General features: G+C 69.0%; 13 protein-coding genes and 1 pseudogene. 8 read left to right on the forward strand and 6 right to left on the reverse strand.

The annotated features are described in order from the left end of the window. A pseudogene (locus tag DDF67_RS06020) lies at nt 1–242 on the reverse strand (thiol reductant ABC exporter subunit CydD); the annotation flags it as partial. Between the two features lie 196 nt (nt 243–438). Between DDF67_RS06020 and DDF67_RS06025 the strand changes: the two are divergent. The 4 genes from DDF67_RS06025 to DDF67_RS06040 all read left to right on the forward strand — a co-directional run bounded on the left by DDF67_RS06025 (nt 439) and on the right by DDF67_RS06040 (nt 3,796). Then, nucleotides 439–2,019, forward strand: a complete 1,581-nt coding sequence (locus DDF67_RS06025) for a cytochrome ubiquinol oxidase subunit I (RefSeq protein ID WP_109100020.1) — start codon at nt 439–441, stop codon at nt 2,017–2,019. 13 nt (nt 2,020–2,032) lie between these two features. Next, complete coding sequence (gene cydB / locus DDF67_RS06030) at nt 2,033–3,175, forward strand: cytochrome d ubiquinol oxidase subunit II (RefSeq protein WP_109100021.1); 1,143 nt, start codon at nt 2,033–2,035, stop codon at nt 3,173–3,175. Nucleotides 3,176–3,195: 20 nt separating this feature from the next. Further along, nucleotides 3,196–3,315 (forward strand): cytochrome bd-I oxidase subunit CydX, encoded by a 120-nt coding sequence (cydX, locus tag DDF67_RS06035; RefSeq protein ID WP_109100022.1) that lies wholly within the window; start codon nt 3,196–3,198, stop codon nt 3,313–3,315. Nucleotides 3,316–3,427: 112 nt separating this feature from the next. After that, nucleotides 3,428–3,796 (forward strand): hypothetical protein, encoded by a 369-nt coding sequence (locus DDF67_RS06040; RefSeq protein ID WP_109100023.1) that lies wholly within the window; start codon nt 3,428–3,430, stop codon nt 3,794–3,796. A gap of 8 nt (nt 3,797–3,804) precedes the next feature. Here the strand turns inward: DDF67_RS06040 and DDF67_RS06045 are convergent, their stop codons facing one another. The 4 genes from DDF67_RS06045 to putA form a co-directional block, all read right to left on the reverse strand. Next, a complete protein-coding gene (locus DDF67_RS06045) occupies nt 3,805–5,136 on the reverse strand; it encodes a glycoside hydrolase 5 family protein (protein WP_109100024.1) in 1,332 nt (443 codons plus the stop codon). A gap of 98 nt (nt 5,137–5,234) precedes the next feature. Beyond that, nucleotides 5,235–5,519 (reverse strand): type II toxin-antitoxin system RelE/ParE family toxin, encoded by a 285-nt coding sequence (locus DDF67_RS06050; RefSeq protein WP_109100025.1) that lies wholly within the window; start codon nt 5,517–5,519, stop codon nt 5,235–5,237. A gap of 6 nt (nt 5,520–5,525) precedes the next feature. Next, nucleotides 5,526–5,777, reverse strand: coding sequence for an antitoxin (locus tag DDF67_RS06055; RefSeq protein ID WP_109100026.1), 252 nt, complete (start codon nt 5,775–5,777; stop codon nt 5,526–5,528). A 44-nt stretch (nt 5,778–5,821) separates the two neighbouring features. Continuing rightward, nucleotides 5,822–8,911, reverse strand: a complete 3,090-nt coding sequence (putA, locus tag DDF67_RS06060) for a bifunctional proline dehydrogenase/L-glutamate gamma-semialdehyde dehydrogenase PutA (RefSeq protein ID WP_109100027.1) — start codon at nt 8,909–8,911, stop codon at nt 5,822–5,824. A 458-nt stretch (nt 8,912–9,369) separates the two neighbouring features. On the opposite strand from putA, the gene DDF67_RS06065 reads away from it, so the two are divergent. From DDF67_RS06065 to DDF67_RS06075, 3 genes are all read left to right on the forward strand, one after another. Then, nucleotides 9,370–9,831 carry an Lrp/AsnC ligand binding domain-containing protein gene (locus DDF67_RS06065; protein ID WP_058348359.1) on the forward strand — a complete coding sequence of 154 codons (462 nt, stop codon included), beginning with the start codon at nt 9,370–9,372 and terminating at the stop codon, nt 9,829–9,831. Between the two features lie 42 nt (nt 9,832–9,873). Next, a complete protein-coding gene (locus DDF67_RS06070; protein ID WP_109100028.1) occupies nt 9,874–10,419 on the forward strand; it encodes a helix-turn-helix transcriptional regulator in 546 nt (181 codons plus the stop codon). 78 nt (nt 10,420–10,497) lie between these two features. Further along, nucleotides 10,498–11,661 (forward strand): MFS transporter, encoded by a 1,164-nt coding sequence (locus DDF67_RS06075; RefSeq protein ID WP_109100029.1) that lies wholly within the window; start codon nt 10,498–10,500, stop codon nt 11,659–11,661. Nucleotides 11,662–11,729: 68 nt separating this feature from the next. On the opposite strand, the gene DDF67_RS06080 is transcribed toward DDF67_RS06075, so the two are convergent. Then, the gene (locus tag DDF67_RS06080; protein WP_109100030.1) at nt 11,730–13,529 is read right to left on the reverse strand and encodes an IlvD/Edd family dehydratase; all 1,800 of its coding nucleotides are present in this window, start codon (nt 13,527–13,529) and stop codon (nt 11,730–11,732) included. 449 nt (nt 13,530–13,978) lie between these two features. Between DDF67_RS06080 and DDF67_RS06085 the strand changes: the two genes are divergently transcribed. Beyond that, a complete protein-coding gene (locus DDF67_RS06085; RefSeq protein ID WP_109100031.1) occupies nt 13,979–14,899 on the forward strand; it encodes a Gfo/Idh/MocA family protein in 921 nt (306 codons plus the stop codon). Nucleotides 14,900–14,905 lie beyond the last annotated feature (6 nt).

The following is a 14,905-nucleotide window of genomic DNA, read 5'->3' on the forward strand; positions in this document are numbered from 1 at the left end:
GCCTCGCGCCGGGCGTGGGCCTTGGCCCGGGCGGCCGCCTGCGCGCCCGCGTGGGTCGCCTTGGCCGCCAGGAAGCCGCGCGCCAGGGCCGAGACCAGGGCCAGCGCCAGGAAGGGCAGGGCCTCGGCCAGGCTCCGGGTCAGGGCGTCGACGCCGAAGGCCAGGCCTGCGGCGAAGCCCGCCGCCCCGACCACGTCGGCCAGCCGCCAGGCGGCAGCGGCGCGGCCGAACGCGGAGGTCATTTTATACAAGCTTCGCAGCCACGGGCGCGCGAGCGTGAGGATATCGGTCTCGACGGGGGTGCGAGCGGTCATGAGCAGGGTCTAGCGCTCCATGCGGGCAAGGCCTTGATCGGGATCAAAGACCTCTTTCGGAAACACGCCTAAGGCGAGATGCTCGTCCGGCGCGACCGATCGCCGTTCGACCCCGGAGCTACGCATGGATCCCGCCGTCGTCGATTTATCTCGCCTGCAGTTCGCCCTCACGGCCCTGTATCACTTCCTCTTCGTGCCCCTGACGCTGGGGCTGTCCTTCATGTTGTTCATCATGGAGGCGGTCTACGTCATGACCAAGCGCCCGATCTGGCGCACCGTCACCAAGTTCTGGGGCGCGCTGTTCGGCATCAACTTCGTCCTGGGCGTGGCCACCGGTCTCACCATGGAATTCCAGTTCGGCATGAACTGGTCGTACTACTCGCACTATGTGGGCGACATCTTCGGCGCCCCCCTGGCCATCGAGGGCCTGATGGCCTTCTTCCTCGAAGCCACCTTCGTGGGCCTGATGTTCTTCGGCTGGGACAAGCTGAAGCCGGTGACCCACCTGCTGGTCACTTTCCTCGTCGCCCTGGGCACGAACCTGTCGGCCCTCTGGATCCTGATCGCCAACGGCTGGATGCAGAACCCGGTGGGCGCGGCCTTCAACCCCGACACGATGCGGATGGAGGTGACCGACTTCAAGGCGGTGATCTTCAACCCGGTCGCCCAGGCCAAGTTCGTCCACACCGTCAGCGCCGGCTACACCATCGCCGCCGTCTTCGTGCTCGGCGTCTCGGCCTACTACCTGCTCAAGGGCAAGTGGGTGGGCGTGGCCAGGCGCTCGATGACCGTTGCCGCCGCCTTCGGCCTGGCTTCGGCCCTGTCGGTCGTCGTCCTGGGCGACGAGAGCGGTTACGCCCTCACCGACAACCAGAAGATGAAGCTGGCCGCCCTGGAAGCCATGTGGGAGACCGAGCCCGCCCCGGCCGGCCTGACCGCCATCGGCATCCCGAGCCTTGCCGATCGCAAGACCCACGCCGAGGTGAAGATCCCCTATGTGCTGGGCCTGATCGCCACCCGCAGCGTCGACAGGCCGGTCGAGGGCATCTTCGAGCTGGTGGCCTCGGCCGAGGACCGTATCGAGCGCGGCGTCGTCGCCTACGATGCGCTGGAAAAGCTGAAGGCCAATCCGCAGGACCTGACCGCGCGCAGCGTGTTCGAGCTGAACCGCCGCGACCTGGGCTACGCCCTGCTGCTCAAGCGACACGTGGAGGACCCGCGCACGGCCTCCAAGGAGCTGATCGCCAAGACCGCCTGGGACACCGTGCCCAACGTGCCGGTGATGTTCTGGGCCTTCCGCATCATGGCCGGCACGGGCCTCCTGATGATCGCCCTCTTCGCCACCGCCTTCGTGCTGGTCACCCTGCGCAAGCATCACACCAGATGGTTTCTGCGCCTGGCGGTGCTGGCCATCCCGCTGCCCTGGATCGCCACCGAACTGGGCTGGGTGCTGGCCGAGGTCGGGCGTCAGCCCTGGGCCGTCGAAGGGGTTCTGCCCACCTTCCTGGCCCCGTCCAGCCTGAGCGTCGCCCAACTGATCGCCAGCATCGTCGGTTTCACCCTGCTCTACGGCGCCCTGGCGGTGGTCGAGGTCGGGCTGATCCTGAAGACCATCAAGAAGGGTCCGTTCGCCGAACAGGACGCTTTCCCCACCGACACTGGCCCAGCAGCCTCCGGCGCGCCTGTCGCCGAAGCCGTCGCCTGAAGGAGACCAGATCATGGAACTCCCCCTCGACTACCCGACTCTCCGCCTGATCTGGTGGGGCCTCCTGGGCGTGCTGCTGATCGGCTTCGCCCTGACCGACGGGTTCGACATGGGCGTCGGCGCCCTCTTGCCCTTCATTGGCCGTAACGACGACGAGCGGCGCACGGTGATCAACACCATCGGCGCCACCTGGGAAGGCAACCAGGTGTGGTTCATCACCGGCGGCGCGGCGATCTTCGCCGCCTGGCCGATGGTCTACGGCGCCAGCTTCTCCGGCTTCTACCTCGCCATGTTCCTGGTGTTGTCGGCGATGATCATGAGGCCCGTCGCCTTCAAGTACCGGTCCAAGCGGCCGGACGCCAAGTGGCGCTCGTTCTGGGACTGGTCGCTGTTCGTCGGCAGCTTCGTGCCGGCGCTGGTGTTCGGCGTCGCCGTCGGCAACGTCCTGCAGGGCGTGCCGGTGCGCCTGGATAGCGACCTGCGCAGCACCTACCACGGCTCGTTCTTCGAGCTGTTCACGCCCTTCACCCTGGTCTGCGGCCTGCTGTCGACCGCGATGCTGGTGCTGCACGGTTCGGCCTGGCTGGCGGTGAAGGCCGAGAAGGGCCCGATCGTCGATCGCGCCCGCAAGTTCGGCCTGATCGCCGGCGTCGCCAGCATCGTGCTGTTCGCCCTGGGCGGCCTTCTGGCCATGCGCCTGGGCTTCCGGGTCGAGGGCGTGGTCGATCCGGCCGGTCCGTCCAACCCGCTGCGAGCGACCGTCGTGGCCGCGCCCGGCGCCTGGTTCGACAACTTCGGCCGCTATCCGTGGATGACCATCGCCCCGGTCCTGGGCTTCGTCGGCGCGGCGTTCGCGACCTTCGGCCTGTGGAAGCGGCAGGAGGGCCTGGCCTTCGGCGGCTCCTCGGCCTCGGCGGCGGGCGTCATCGCCACCAGCGGCCTGTCGATGTTCCCGTTCATCCTGCCCAGCACGGTCGACGCCCATTCCAGCTTCCTGGTGTGGAACGCCTCGTCCAGCCACACGACCCTGTTCATCATGCTGGTCGTGGTGGTGGTGCTGATGCCGGTGGTGCTGGCCTACACGGCCTTCGTCTACCGCGTGCTCTGGGGCCGCACGAGCAGCGCCGCCCTGAAGTCCGACCCGGCCCTGTACTGAGAGAAAGAGGAGCCTAGATCATGTGGTACTTCACCTGGGTTCTCGGCCTTGGCCTGGCCCTCGCCTTCGGCGTCCTCAACGGCGTCTGGTACGAGTTCAACCTCACCGACGAGGGCGATACGGGCGCCTCGCAGCCCTGATCCGCCGAGCCTGATCATCCAAGCCGCCGTCCCGGTCCCGAGACGGCGGTTTTGCCTTGCGTGGTTGCGGCTGTCGCAAACCGCAGCGCCAGATCGTCCTCCAGGAGGACTCATGGTGAACAGGCGCAAGCTCATGCTCAGCCACGGCGGCGTGAAGCTCTATCACAGCTGGAAAGGCGCCCGGGCGCTGACCTGGTGGTACGCCCTGGAGCCGGGTCACGAGGCCGAGGGCGGCGGCCGCGATTTCGATATCCGCAACCTGCCCGAGGCGTTCCTGAGCGGCCTCGACCTCGACATGGCCCGCACCACGGACGCCGCCGAGACCCTCAAGGCCTACGACCGCATGCTGGAGGCCCATCGCGAGGCCCTGCGCCGCGCCATCGGCGCCGGCCACGACTTCGAGGCCAGCGTGGCGCGGGACCACCGAAAGGGCGGGGGTGGCGTTCTGGGGTGGCTGCGGCGGGCGCTCGCGGCGAGGTGAAGGCGTCGCTAGATCGCCTTCACCGCCTTGGCGTGGTCGCGGATGATCGCCAGGGTCGAGGCGTCGGCGTCGAAGATCCCGAACAGGCCCTGTTCCTCCTGCGGGGGATCGCCGACATAGGAACGGTCGCCCTTCTTGAACCAGGCGTCGGCGTGCTGGGCGCGGCCCTCGCCGTTCCAGGCCCAGAAGTTGACGCCGGCCGTCGGGCCGCCGGCCTTCATGTCGGCCTCCACCTCGTCGAACACCATCCTGTAGAAGCGGTCGCGGAAGGTGGTCGGCGAGCCGGGCGCGAAGGCGCGGCCGTCGCGGATCAGGCCGAACTCCTCGATGGTCAGCGGCTTGCCCATCGACCTGGCCAGGGCGATGTGGCGGCGGATGTAGTCACGTGAGCGGGCCGCGCCGGCCTCGTAGGTCGAGGGCTGGTCGGTCATCGAGATCCAGCTCCAGTTGTTGGGCCAGACGTGCAGGGTCAGGTAGTCGATGGCGGGCGTCTTGTGGCTCTCGACCACGCAGGCCTCGCTGCCCAGGCAGCCCATGTCGCCCTCGCTGCCGCTGGACACCAGGTGGTTGGCGTCGATCGACTTGATGAAGCGGGCCGTGCCGTCGATCCAGGCGTCGTAGGCGGGGCGGTTGACCTTGCCGAATTCCTCGCTGCCGGCGGGGCGCGGCTCGTTGGCCAGCTGCCAGGCCATGATCGTGGGATCGTCGCGATAGGGCTTGCCGGTGACGGTGCTGGTGCGACCGACCAGGGTCTTCACATAGTGGCGGAAAAGGGCGTTGGCCTTCTCGTCGGCGTAGAAGCGGGCCGAGTAGTCGGCGAACTGCGGCCAGGGGCGGGCGGGGTCGCCCTGCTGGAACCAGGTCCCGTTGCCGGTCCAGTTCAGATAGGCCGGCATGCCGCCCGACCAGTCCCAGAAGTTGTTGACGTAGATCACCGCCTTCATGCCGCGCTTGGCCATCTCGGCCAGCAGCACGTCCAGGCCCGTCAGCAGGGTCTGGTCGTAGTCCTCGCCCGGGCCGCGGAAGGTGGGGTCCATGGCCACCTTGGCCGGCGAGCGCTCGCCCGCGCCCAGGACCCGCAGGTTGGTCACGCCCAGCGACTTCAGCTTGTCGAGCTCGCGGGCGAGGCGCGCATGGTCGCCGAACGCGGCGGGAGCCCCCAGCCACGCGCCGTACCACAGGTTGGCGCCGACGAAGCGATAGGGCTTGCCGTCCAGGCTGAGGCGGCCGTTCTCGACCTTGACGAAGCCGGGGCGGCCCGCCGCCAGCGTCGGCAGGGCGGCCGAGCCCGCCGTCAGGCCGGCCGCGCCGGCGGCCAGGATCGCGCGTCGCGAAAGCATTCCCGGTGTCTCCCCACTTTTGATTTGCGGGGACGTTAGCGGAGCCGGGCGGGCGCGGTCCAGCGATTAAATAAATTTGATGAAGTTAATCGGCGAGCTCAGCGTTGCTCCAGCCCGTGCCAGACTCGGGCGACGAGCACTTGGCTTGCGGTAGTTTCGTAGCGCACGACGTACGAGCGCTCGCCGAACGGCACGATCAGCTCCCGAAGGCCCTCGCCGAGGTCTCGCCCCCTGTCCGACGCCGTAGCAAGGTTCTCGAAGACGCGCTCGAAGGTATCGACCAGGCGCGTCGCCGCCTTGGGGCTTCGTTCGAACAGCCAGTCATACAGCCGATAGAGGTCGAGTTCGGCCTCCGGCGTCAGATCGACGAGGCGCGCTCTCAAGGCCGCTCAGCGGTGACGGGCGCGTAGGCGATCGCGCACCTGGGACCATGGGATTGTACCGCCGGAAGCCTTGGCCTTGGCGAGGATGGCGCGGTCGATAGCGGGGTCGGGATCGATCGTCTTGGGCGGCAAGTCTTCCAGGCCGGCCTCGATCAGCGATATCGCGTAGTCGGCGGCCGATAGGCCGAGCATGTCCGCCACCGCCTGGAGCCGGGCGGCTTGTTCTTCGTCGATGTGAATGTCGAAGCCGTCGGCCATGGGCGAAGGGTCTCGCCCATGGCCGACGACGTCAAGACGTCAGGTCAGAGGTTCAGCAGCGTCGGGTCGCCGCCCTGGGCGGTGATGTTGACGCTGAGGGCGCGCTCTACGGCGAAGCGCAGCAGGGCGTGGGGGCCGCCGGCCTTGGGGCCGGTGCCCGACAGGCCCTCGCCGCCGAACGGCTGCACGCCCACCACCGCGCCGGTCATGGTGCGGTTGACGTAGGCGTTGCCGGCCGGAACCAGGCGCACCACGTCGTCGGCGAAGGCCTGGATGCGCGAGTGCACGCCCAGGGTCAGGCCGTAGCGACGGGCCGCCAGGGCGCCGGCGACCTGCTCCAGGTCTTCGGGCTTGTAGCGAACCACGTGCAAGATCGGGCCGAACACCTCGCGCTCGAGGAAGTCGGCGGCCGGGATCTCGGCCAGCACCGGACCGAAGAACGTGCCGCCGGCCGGGGTCTCCAGGGCGTGCAGCACCTTGGCCTCGTGCTTGAGGCGGGCCAGGTGCTTTTCGAGCGCGTCCCTGGCGTCGGCGTCGATCACCGGGCCGACGTCGGTCGAGGCGTTGGCCGGGTCGGCGACGACCAGGGCGTCCATGGCGCCCTTCAGGCCCTCGATGATGTGGTCTGCGGTGTCGGTGGGCAGGAACAGCAGGCGTAGGGCCGAGCACCGCTGGCCGGCCGAACCGAAAGCCGAGACGATGACGTCGTCGATCACCTGCTCGCGCTGGGCGGTGGTGTCGACGAACATGCCGTTGAGGCCGCCGGTCTCGGCGATGAACGGCACGATCGGACCCTGGCGTTGCGCGAGGGTCTGGTTGATCCGCCAGGCGGTGTCGGTGCCGCCGGTGAAGGCGACGCCGTCCAGGCCCTCGTGGGCGGTCAGGGCCGCGCCGACAGTTTCGCCCCGGCCCGGCAGCAGGGCCAGCAGGCGGGGGTCCAGGCCCGCGGCGTGATAGAGCTTCACGGCCTCATAGGCGATGATCGGCGTCTGCTCGGCCGGCTTGGCGATCACGGCGTTGCCGGCCGCCAGGGCCGCGGCGATCTGGCCGGTGAAGATGGCCAGCGGGAAATTCCACGGGCTGATGCAGACGAAGACCCCGCGACCGGCCAGGCCAAGGGTGTTGGTCTCGCCGACCGGGCCCTTCAGCACCTCCGGCTCGCCGAACTGCTTTTCGGCCAGCACCGCGTAGTAGCGGCAGAAGTCGACCGCCTCGCGCACCTCGGCGATGCCGTCGGCCAGCGTCTTGCCGGCTTCGCGCGACAGGATGGCGATCAGGCGCTCGATATTGGCTTCCAGGGCGTCGCCCATGGCGCGCAGCACCTTGGCGCGGGCCGGACCGCCGGCCTGGTCCCAGGCGCCTTGCGCGGCGCGGGCCAGCTTGAAGGCCTTGTCGATCTGCGGCAGCTGGGCTTCCGACACCGCGCCGACCACGCGGCCGGCGTCGACCGGCGAGACCACCGGCAGCGGCGGGCCGCCGGCTTCCATCTTGCCGCCGACCAGCGGACCCGACTGCAGCGGAGCGGCGTCCAGCACCGTCACCGCCGCCGACAGGCGGAAGCGATCGGCGCGGGTCGACAGATCAAGGCCCGCGCTGTTGCGGCGGCCCTCGCCATAGACGTCGATCGGGGTGGGGATCTTGGCGTGGCGGTCGGGGTGGGCCTCGACCACGTCGATCGGGTCGACGACCACCTTCTCGACCGGCACCCGCTCGTCGAGCAGGGCGTGGACGAAGCTGGTGTTGGCGCCGTTCTCCAGCAGGCGGCGCACCAGATAGGGCAGCAGGTCCTCGTGACCGCCGACGGGAGCGTAGGCGCGCAGGACAACGCCGTCATAGAGATCGTCGGCGGCCTTATACAGCGCCTCGCCCATGCCGTGCAGGCGCTGGTGCTCGATCTTGACGCCGGCGTTCTTGGCCATGCGCACCACGGCCGCCAGGGTGTGGGCGTTGTGGGTGGCGAACTGGGCGTAGAGGTGCGGCGCAGCCCCGATCAGGGCCTTGGCGTTGACCAAGTACGACAGGTCGGTGGCGGGCTTGGTCGTATAGACCGGATAGTCCGGGCGGCCGGCGACCTGGGCGCGCTTGATCTCGCTGTCCCAGTAGGCGCCCTTCACCAGGCGCACCATCAGGCGGCGGCCGGTCTCTTTCGACAGGGCCTCCAGGCGGGCGATCACCTCGCCGCAGCGCTTCTGGTAGGCCTGCACGGCCAGGCCCAGGCCCTTCCACTCGCCCAGGGCCGGCTCGCGGCACAGCTTGTCGAGCAGCTTGAGCGACAGGGCCAGGCGGTCGGCCTCTTCGGCGTCGATGGTGAAGTTGATGTCGTGTTTGGCGGCGATCAGGGCCAGGCGCAGGGTGCGGGGATAGAGCTCCTCCCAGACGCGGTCCTCTTGCGTGGCCTCGTAGCGCGGGCACAGGGCCGACAGCTTCACCGACACGCCGTGGCCCGCCTCGGGGCCGGCCTTGTTCGACAGCTTGCCGACCGTCTCGATGGCGTCGGCATAGGACTTCTCGTAGCGGGCCGCGTCGGCGGCCGTGCGGGCGCCTTCGCCCAGCATGTCGAACGAGCACATGGTGTCTTCGTTCGCCGCACGCTTGATGGCCGCTTCGATGGTGCGGCCCAGGACGAACTGCTCGCCCATGATGCGGATGGCCTGGCCGACGGCGGCGCGGATCACCGGCTCGCCGACGCGTCCCGCCAGCTTCTTGATGAACGCCGGCAAGTCCCGCCGCGCTTCGTCATCGGGCTCGACGATCTTGCCGGTCAGCATCAGGCCCCAGGTCGAGGCGTTGACGAACAGGCTGTCGGAGCCGCCCAGGTGCGAGGCCCAGTCGGCCGAGCCGATCTTTTCGGCGATCAGCTTGTCGCGGGTGTCGTCGTCGGGGGTGCGCAGCAGGGCCTCGGCCAGGCACATCAGGGCCAGGCCCTCGCGAGTGCCCAGGCTGAATTCCTGCAGGAAGCTTTCGACCACGCCCTGCTTGCGCACGCTGCGACGCGCACCACGGACCAGGGCCTCGGCTTCGGCGCGGACCGCGGCGCGATCCTCGCTGGACAGGGGCTTTGCGGCCAGCAGGTCGGCGATGACCGCCTTCTCGTCACGATACTTGCCGTCGTCTAGGGAGTCCCAATCGGCCATGAGGCGCCTCGCTAATGATTTATCGTCGCTGTAGCCCGGCTATGATCGAAGGTGCTTCGTTTGTTGGCTCTGGCTTCCGTATCCTGTTCGGCGTAAACGTCGAAAAACGTCGTCTGCTCCAGACGCGCCGAAACCTTCGCGACAGGGCGTCGCGGCGTGCGCGACACGGGTCGTCGAACACCAGACTACGAGGGTCTTAGGGGCTGAGGGAAGGGGAGCACTGGAAGGGACGCGTCTCGGGGGGACTCGCGCGTCCCTTCCGCTCGTCGCCGACGCTGGGGGATGCGTGGCGACTTTCCCGCCGAGCGGGAGGTCCTTTGCGAAGCGCGCCGACTGGGGGATACGGCGTTGGGGAAGCTTCGCTAGGACGATTGAGGGTGTAGGCCTCTTCGGTCCGAAGGTGCTTTGTTTGTTATCGCTATTATCTGAACAATCTTCGCTGAAAGTGATGAAAATCCATGTCCGCTCTAGATGACACCGATCGCCGGCTGCTGCGCGTGCTGCAGGCCGATGGCCGGATCACCAACGCCGAGCTGGCCAAGCGCTGCAACCTGTCGCCCGCGGCCACCTTCGACCGGGTGCGTCGCCTGCGCGAGCGCGGTTTCATCACCGGCTACGCGGCCCTGCTCGACCCGGCCAAGGTCGACCGCGCCCTTCTGATCTTCGTCGAGGTGGTGCTGGACCGCACGACCGGCGAGGTGTTCGAGGACTTCGCCGCCGCCATCCGCCGCGCCCCCGAGGTGCTGGAGTGCCACATGGTGGCCGGCGGCTTCGACTACCTGATCAAGGCCCGCGTTCGCGACATGGACGCCTATCGCAGCTTCCTCGGCGATATCCTGGTGAAGATGCCGGGCGTGCGCGAGACCCGCACCTACGCCGTGCTGGAAGAGGTCAAGAGTACGGTCCAGCTGCCGCTCTAGGGGCGCCTCCCCATTCGGGCCGATCGTCGCTAGACTGGAGCCATGATCCACGACCTGCCCATCGGCCGCGCCCTGCGGCGCTTCCGGCGGCTGAACGCCGTCAAGCAGGGGCATCTGGCGGAGCTGCTGGCCGTGTCGCAGGGCACGGTGTCGCGCTGGGAAAGCGGCGAGCACGAGCCCGACGAGGCCCACCGCGAACGGATTGCGGCCCTGATCGCCGCGCGGGCCGGCGAGGGCGGGGACGTGGCCATCAAGCGGCTGGTCGAGACCTCTTCCCAGGCCGTGCATCTGGTCTGCGACGCCACCCACCAGTTGCTGGCGGTGTCGCCGGCGCGGCTGGCTTCGTGGCGCATCGATGCGGCCGACTATCTGGGCGTTTCGCTGTGGCGCTTCGCCAGTCCCGAGATCGCCCGGGCCCAGGGCGAGCTGGCCGACGCGGGCTGGTTCGAGCGCCCCTACCAGCGGTTGCGCTTTACGACCGGGGCCAACGACAGCCTCGAGGTTCCCGTCGCGCCGGGCCTGACCGAATGGGAGACCATCCCGCTCGCCGACGGCCGGGTGGGACGGCTGACCACCACCATCGACTGAAGGTCTTCGCGCGGGCGAGGGGCGCCACGCATAAGTTTTTCGTGTCGCGCGGGGGCGCATCGGTCTAGGGGCGGCGCCATGCTGCGCTCCTGGACAAACATCGTCGCCCTCTGGCTCATCGGCGTGCTGGCCGCCGCCCAGCTTCCCAAGATCGCGGTGCTGGTTCCGGTGCTGCGCCAGGAGCTGGGCCTGTCGCTGGCCCAGGCGGGCCTTCTGGTGTCGCTGCTGGAGATCGGCGGGGCGACCCTGGGCGTCGCCGCGGGCCTGGCGCTGGGCCGGTTCGGCGGCCGGAGGTTCATGGCCATCGGCCTTGTCGGCCTGCTGGGCGCCAGCCTGGCCGAAGCCTTCGCGCCCAATGTCGCGGTATTGTTCGCGGCCCGGGCGCTGGAGGGGGTGGCCTACCTGCTGGTGGTCATCGCCGCCCCGACCATGATCGCCGCCATCGCCTCGGACAAGGCGCGCGGTCCCGCGCTCGCGCTCTGGAGCACCTTCGTGGCCGTGGGCGTGGCGGTGGGCAGCGGCGTGACCGGCCTAGCCCTGGCGCTGAGCGGTCCGCGGGGCGCGATGCTGCTGTGGGCGGTGCTGTGTGCGCTGGGCCTGCTGGTGGCCCTCCGCCAGCCCGAGGGTGTGTCGGACGGCGCCCGCATCGCCCTGCCGCCGCCGGCCGCCTGGGTGCTGACCTTCGGCTTCGGGCTCTACACCGTCTTCATCTGCGCCCTGACCATGCTGATGCCCAGCTTCCTGATCGAGAAGGCCGGGGCGGGCGTCGCCGGCGCCAGCATCGCCACGGGCCTTGTCTCGCTGGCGGCCCTTCCGGGCTCGGCTATCGCCATCCGCCTGCTGCACGCCGCACCTCTGGACCGGCGACGCATGACGCTGGTGGTGGTCCCGGCCCTGCTGGCCACGGCGGTGGTCGCTCCTTTCGTCTTCCTGTCGGCCAAGGCCGTGCTGGTCGCGATCGTCGCCTTCCTGGTCGTGCTGCTCAGCGGCGTCGCCTCGCCGCTGGTCTTCGCCCGCCTGCCGGCCCTGGCCGGGGGCTCGGACGGTCCCCGCATCGCCGCCGCCAACGGGCTCCTGACCCAGTTCGGGGCCGGCGGCGCGCTGATCGGCCCGCCGCTGGGCGGCCTTGTCGTCGGCCGCTTCGGCTGGGAGGCGCTTGGGCTCGTCATCGCGGTCCTGGCCGTGGCCATGCTCGCGGCGATGCTGGCGGCCGAGCGGATGGCGCGGCGGGCAGCGGCATAGTCCGGCGCACAAGAAAGCCGCCCGGGTCGCCCCGGGCGGCTTCTTCGTCTTCGGCGCTGGCGCAGCCTTTAGTGGCTGTCGCGCGGCAGGCCCTTGGTCTGGGCGATGCGCTGGTACTTCACGGCCGGCTCCAGCACCGCGCCGGTCTCCATCTGGCCGACGATGGCGCGCTGGATCTCCTGCCACGGGGTCTGGCTTTCCGGGTACTTGTAGCCGCCGGCGGCCTCGAGGGCCTTGCGGCGCTCGGCCACTTCCTCGGGGCTGATCAGCACGTCGACGCGCGACTTGCGCAGGTCGAAGCGGACGCGGTCGCCGGTCTTCAGCAGCGCCAGGCCGCCGCCGACGGCGGCTTCCGGCGAGGCGTTGAGGATCGAGGGCGAGCCCGAGGTGCCCGACTGGCGGCCGTCGCCGATGCAGGGCAGCTGCTTGATCCCGCGCTTGATGAGGTAGTCGGGGGCCCGCATGTTCACCACCTCGGCCGAGCCGGGATAGCCGACGGGACCGGCGCCCCGCATGAACATGATCGAGTTCTCGGTGATGCCGACCGACGGGTCGTCGATGCGGTGGTGGTAGTCTTCCGGACCATCGAACACCACGGCGTCGCCGACGAAGGCGTCCGGGTCTTCGGGATTCGACAGGTAGCGGTCGCGGAACTCGCCCGAGATCACGCTGGTCTTCATGATCGCCGAGTTGAACAGGTTGCCGCGCATGACCACGAAGCCGGCGCGCTCGACCAGCGGGTTGTCGAACGTGCGGATGACGTCGGCGTCCTCGATGGTCGCATCGCGGCAGGCGTCGCCCATCGTCTGGCCCGAGACGGTCATGGCGTCTTCGTGGATCAGGCCCTGCTTGATCAGCTGGGCGGTGACGGCGGGCACGCCCCCGGCGTGGTAGTAGTCCTCGCCCAGGTACTTGCCGGCCGGCTGCAGGTTGACCAGCAGCGGCACGTCCTCGCCCTTTTCCTGCCAGTCGTCGACGGTCAGTTCGACGCCGATGTGGCGGGCCAGGGCGTTCAGGTGGATCGGGGCGTTGGTCGAGCCGCCGATGGCCGAGTTGACCACGATGGCGTTGAGGAACGCCTCGCGGGTCAGGATATCCGACGGCTTGAGGTCTTCCTTGACCATGTCGACGATGCGCAGGCCGGTCAGGTAGGCGTTTTCCTGACGGTCGCGGTACGGGGCGGGGATGGCCGCCGAGCCGGTGAGCGACATGCCCAGGGCCTCGGTCAGCGAGTTCATCGTCGTGGCCGTGCCCATGGTGTTGCAGAAGCCGGTCGACGGGGCCGAAGAGGCCACCAGCTTGATGAAGCCGGCGTTGTCGATCTCGCCGGCGGCAAGCATCTCGCGGGCCTTCCAGACGATGGTGCCCGAGCCGGTGCGCTCGCCCTTGTACCAGCCGTTCAGCATCGGGCCGACCGACAGGGCGATGGCCGGGATGTTCACGGTGGCGGCGGCCATCAGGCAGGCCGGAGTGGTCTTGTCGCAGCCGATGGTCAGCACGACGCCGTCGATCGGATAGCCGTACAGGGTCTCGACCAGGCCCAGGTACGACAGGTTGCGGTCCAGGCCCGCGGTCGGGCGCTTGCCGGTTTCCTGGATCGGGTGGACCGGGAATTCGATGGCGATGCCGCCGGCGGTGCGGATGCCTTCACGCACGCGTTCGGCCAGCACCAGGTGGTGGCGGTTGCAGGGCGACAGGTCCGAACCGGTCTGGGCGATGCCGATGATCGGCTTGCCCGACTGCAGTTCTTCCAGGGTCAGGCCGTAGTTCAGGTAGCGCTCGAGATAGAGCGCGGTCATGTCGACGTTGTCGGGATTGTCGAACCAGGCCCGCGAACGAAGGGCGCCGGGCGCGGACTTGGTGGTCATGTCGGTCCTGTTTTTCCTCGATCGATCCAACCGGATCGCCTCGCTGGGCGAGGTTTATACTATTTGTCTGACTATACCGGCGAGGGCGGAGCGTCAACGACCGCCATGGCGGGGAAACGTTGCATGGCTTCAAGGTCTTGCGAGCCGCTCGCAAGACCTGAAAGCGCGCTCGAACGCCGATGATAGCGCTCACATTCTAGCCTTGGACGCTTTGTCGCGCCATCCACGACATCGTTCGCCCAACGCTGAATATGTAGGACCAATGCGCGCCGAGGTCGAGCGCCTAAGCTCGATCTTGCCATGCCGACGGCGACGCGCTCCTTTGCACACGGCGTTCTCCGCTCGTTTTCGCGGACCTGTTTGACAGGCGCGGGGAGGGCGTTATTTGTCTGACTAATCTTACAGAGGTCGCGCGGCGCGACCCGAACCATCGTCAGGTGTCCGTCCAGATGACCATCCGCATCGCCATCGTCGGCCTGGGCAAGATCGCCCGCGACCAGCACCTGCCGGCCATCGAGAAGGACGCCCGGTTCGAGCTGGCGGCCGTGGCCAGCCGCAGCGCCGGCGTCGACGGCGTCCCGCACTTCACGGACCTTTCCGACCTGCTGGCCTCAGACGTTGCGTTCGATGCGGTGGCCCTCTGCACCCCGCCGCAGGTGCGCCACACCATCGCTCGCCAGGCCATCGACGCCGGCAAGCACGTGATGCTGGAAAAGCCCCCCGGCGCGACGCTGAGCGAGGTCGAGGACCTGAAGGCCGCCGCCGTGGCCAAGGGCGTGACCCTGCAGACCACCTGGCACTCGCGCTACGCCACCGCCGTGGCCCCGGCCCAGACCTGGCTGTCGGGCAAGACCATCCAGTCGGTGCAGATCAACTGGAAGGAAGACGTGCGCGTCTGGCATCCGGGCCAGACCTGGATCTGGCAGGCCGGCGGCCTGGGCGTCTTCGATCCCGGCATCAACGCCCTGTCGATCGCCACCGTCGTGCTGCCGGCCTTCTTCCTGGAGAAAGCGACGCTGCACGTGCCGGAGAACTGCCAGTCGCCGGTCGAGGCGCAACTGACGTTCCGCACCGTGACCGGCGCGCCGGTCAGGGCCGACTTCGACTTCCTGCAGACCGGCGAGCAGAGCTGGGACATCATCATCGACACCGACGGCGGCGAGCTGAAGCTGTCGCACGGCGGCTCGCGCCTGTGGGTCGACGGCCAGTTGGCGCACGAGGGGCCGGACGAGGAATATCCGGGCCTGTACGACGCCTTCGCCCGCCTGATCGCGGCCGGCGGCTCGGACGTCGACGTCAGCCCGCTGCGCCACGTGGCCGACGCTTTCCTGCTGGGCGAACGGGTTACGGCGCCGGCCTTCGTCGAATAGCCCGCA

The organism is Caulobacter endophyticus (assembly GCF_003116815.1).
Classification (GTDB): domain Bacteria; phylum Pseudomonadota; class Alphaproteobacteria; order Caulobacterales; family Caulobacteraceae; genus Caulobacter; species Caulobacter endophyticus.

Coding starts and splice junctions, on each gene's coding strand:
- cydB (WP_109100021.1), top strand. CDS start 2,033: ATGGAACTCCCCCTCGACTACCCGACTCTCCGCCTGATCTGGTGGGGC.
- DDF67_RS06080 (WP_109100030.1), bottom strand. CDS start 13,529: ATGACCACCAAGTCCGCGCCCGGCGCCCTTCGTTCGCGGGCCTGGTTC.
- DDF67_RS06070 (WP_109100028.1), top strand. CDS start 9,874: ATGATCCACGACCTGCCCATCGGCCGCGCCCTGCGGCGCTTCCGGCGG.
- putA (WP_109100027.1), bottom strand. CDS start 8,911: ATGGCCGATTGGGACTCCCTAGACGACGGCAAGTATCGTGACGAGAAG.
- DDF67_RS06055 (WP_109100026.1), bottom strand. CDS start 5,777: ATGGCCGACGGCTTCGACATTCACATCGACGAAGAACAAGCCGCCCGG.
- DDF67_RS06075 (WP_109100029.1), top strand. CDS start 10,498: ATGCTGCGCTCCTGGACAAACATCGTCGCCCTCTGGCTCATCGGCGTG.
- DDF67_RS06045 (WP_109100024.1), bottom strand. CDS start 5,136: ATGCTTTCGCGACGCGCGATCCTGGCCGCCGGCGCGGCCGGCCTGACG.
- DDF67_RS06040 (WP_109100023.1), top strand. CDS start 3,428: ATGGTGAACAGGCGCAAGCTCATGCTCAGCCACGGCGGCGTGAAGCTC.
- DDF67_RS06085 (WP_109100031.1), top strand. CDS start 13,979: ATGACCATCCGCATCGCCATCGTCGGCCTGGGCAAGATCGCCCGCGAC.
- DDF67_RS06025 (WP_109100020.1), top strand. CDS start 439: ATGGATCCCGCCGTCGTCGATTTATCTCGCCTGCAGTTCGCCCTCACG.
- DDF67_RS06065 (WP_058348359.1), top strand. CDS start 9,370: ATGTCCGCTCTAGATGACACCGATCGCCGGCTGCTGCGCGTGCTGCAG.
- cydX (WP_109100022.1), top strand. CDS start 3,196: ATGTGGTACTTCACCTGGGTTCTCGGCCTTGGCCTGGCCCTCGCCTTC.